Below are 2,366 nucleotides of genomic sequence, written 5' to 3'. Positions count from 1 at the left end.
TAACAATTGAACAATGCTCAAAAGCTTATTCTATAAGGTTTTCATGATTCTAGGGCTGAAAAACGCTATAAACTTTGACCAATAAGGGTTTTAGCCATTTTTTTAGCTTAATTCCCAACAACTCTATGATATAAATGATTACTATTCTATAATATCATCTCCGGATAATTAGTTATAAAAAAACTTTCTCCTTCTTCTCCTGTTGTTCTTCTTCCTTCCCTCTTTTCTCCTGACTCCTGACTCCTGACTCCTGACTCCTCCGCAGTTATTTATTTATCACTGTTTAACCGGACATAATATAACAAGTATAATAAAATAGTAAATCAACCCAAATTTTGAAATGTCTGCATCTTTACCCCAAGGTTTTCCTCAACCCACTGAGACCAATGTCATCGAAGTTAAAGAGTATCCCCAATATCGCGCTGTCACCTACACACATACAGGTGATTCCCGGATGGCAACTAGAGTCGCTTTTGACCCACTGTATCAACATATCAGTAGTAATCAAATTTCCATGACAACCCCTGTGGAAGCACGTTATGTCAAGGAAGGTGAAGAAACAGAAGTATCTTTTCTCTATTCGACTCCGGATATGACTCCCCAGAAAATTGATTCTCAGGTGATGGTGAGAGATACTTCACCGATGATGGTTGTGAGTATTGGGGTACAGGGTGCTTACAGTTGGGAGAGCTACGAACAAAATTTGCAAAAGCTGAAAGAATGGTTGGTGCAGCACCCAGAATATGAAGTTGTGAGTTCGCCGAGAAGGTTGTTGTATAATTCACCAATGACACCGGAAGATTTGAAACGAAGTGAGGTGCAGATTGAAATTAGGTTGAAGTGAGACAGCAGACTCGGTTGTATATGATATCAAATCCGCTCGGGTTCGGTATAAAAAAAAATTTTCATCTTCATCCAAGAGCAAATGTTTCGCGCATTCTCCTGACTCCTGACTCCTGACTCCTGACTCCTGACTCCTGACTCCTGACTCCTGACTCCTGACTCCTGACTCCTGACTCCTGACTCCTGACTCCTAGATTAACTATCTAATTACACCGATGCTACCGGATTTGATATGAGGTAGATATATTAACGATCAAGTGCAGGCATCTTGGCCGTCACAGATGTACCTCATATCATGGCGGACATGATATTACTTCTTCCTTCTGCTATAAAATTATCAAAATAATATAGAATCCGGTTATACAGTATGTGTTTATAATTCTATACTACACTTCAATATTAAATCGGACTACCTCCCCATCTCCCCATCTCCCCATCTCCCCATCTCCCCATCTGTGCCAACTATATAATAAGTATTCAACCGGATTTGATATAATTGGGTCGCACAACCCCACCAGGAAATGGCGTTCTGGTTTTTGGAGCGAAGCTCAAATCCCCTACTTCCCCTCCTGGGAGAGGTTATATCAAATCCGTTTAATTCGGTATAAAAACATTCTTGATCTTCACCATTACCAAATCTTCATAAATTTTTTCCCTCCTGACTCCTGACTCCTGACTCCTGACTCCTACTTCAAAAGATTTTATACCGATGCTACCGGATTTGATATTAGGGGTGGGTTAACTTCTGAATTCTGAATTCTGACTTGTGACTTCGTTAATCTCCACTAATATGAATTACTAAGTCTCGGGTATGACTACGTTGACGATGTTCCCAAACATAAATTCCTTGCCAAGTACCTAATACTAATCTGCCATTATTAATCGGAATTTGTTCTGAAGTATGGGTTAAAACACTGCGAATATGAGCAGGCATATCATCAGGACCTTCAGCACTATGAATATAATGATAACCTTCTGGTACTAATTTTGAGATAAAGTTTTCTAGGTCAACTAATACATCTGGGTCGGCATTTTCTTGAATTATTAAACTAGCGGAAGTATGGCGTAAAAATAGATTGCATAAACCTGTTTTTACCCCTGACTTGACTACAGCTTCCTGCACTTTAGAAGTAATTCTGGATAAAGATTTACCAGAAGTATTAATTTGGAGTAATTGTTGATAGTGAGTCATGTTATTGTTACTTAGCAGTATCTTGATTAAAGTTGATATTTGTTGCCCTATGATTACTCTTGACTAATCATTAAATGGTGAATCACAGGAATTTCAATAGTAGGGTCATTTGCAGTGATTTTATCCAAATCTTTCCCTTGCTCTTTTAACCAGGTTATAAATTTATTTATATATGGAATACTCCATTTAGTTAAAATTAGTATACCCAAGATTTTGAGGACTCTAATTCCTATAACTAGCAAGTAATTAAAGGAAATATTTTTAATCAAATAAGTTTGGTATTCGATTAAATTTTTTCCTTGATAAATAAGCCATCCATTAATTCCTGCCA

The 2,366-nt window shown here is 37.7% G+C and carries 3 protein-coding genes and 1 pseudogene; 1 reads left to right on the top strand and 3 read right to left on the bottom strand.

The features are described from left to right. The first annotated feature begins 340 nt into the window (after positions 1 to 340). Entirely contained in the window at positions 341 to 844 is a 504-nt protein-coding gene (locus F6K18_RS35965; protein WP_287528137.1) for a heme-binding protein, read from the top strand. A 385-nt stretch (positions 845 to 1,229) separates the two neighbouring features. Here the strand turns inward: F6K18_RS35965 and F6K18_RS35960 are convergent, their stop codons facing one another. The 3 genes and pseudogenes from F6K18_RS35960 to F6K18_RS35950 all read right to left on the bottom strand — a co-directional run. After that, complete coding sequence (locus F6K18_RS35960; protein WP_287528136.1) at positions 1,230 to 1,352, bottom strand: hypothetical protein; 123 nt, start codon at positions 1,350 to 1,352, stop codon at positions 1,230 to 1,232. A 266-nt stretch (positions 1,353 to 1,618) separates the two neighbouring features. Continuing rightward, entirely contained in the window at positions 1,619 to 2,035 is a 417-nt protein-coding gene (locus F6K18_RS35955) for a secondary thiamine-phosphate synthase enzyme YjbQ (RefSeq protein ID WP_287528134.1), read from the bottom strand. Positions 2,036 to 2,088: 53 nt separating this feature from the next. Continuing rightward, positions 2,089 to 2,366 (bottom strand): annotated as a pseudogene (locus tag F6K18_RS35950) (hypothetical protein); the annotation flags it as partial.

The organism is Okeania sp. SIO2C2 (assembly GCF_010692625.1).
GTDB lineage: Bacteria > Cyanobacteriota > Cyanobacteriia > Cyanobacteriales > Microcoleaceae > Okeania > Okeania hirsuta.
This window is presented reverse-complemented; position numbering and strand designations above follow the sequence as displayed.

Excerpts from the sequence above, each read along its gene's own strand:
- F6K18_RS35965 (WP_287528137.1), top strand. The coding sequence starts at position 341 with ATGTCTGCATCTTTACCCCAAGGTTTTCCTCAACCCACTGAGACCAAT.
- F6K18_RS35955 (WP_287528134.1), bottom strand. The coding sequence starts at position 2,035 with ATGACTCACTATCAACAATTACTCCAAATTAATACTTCTGGTAAATCT.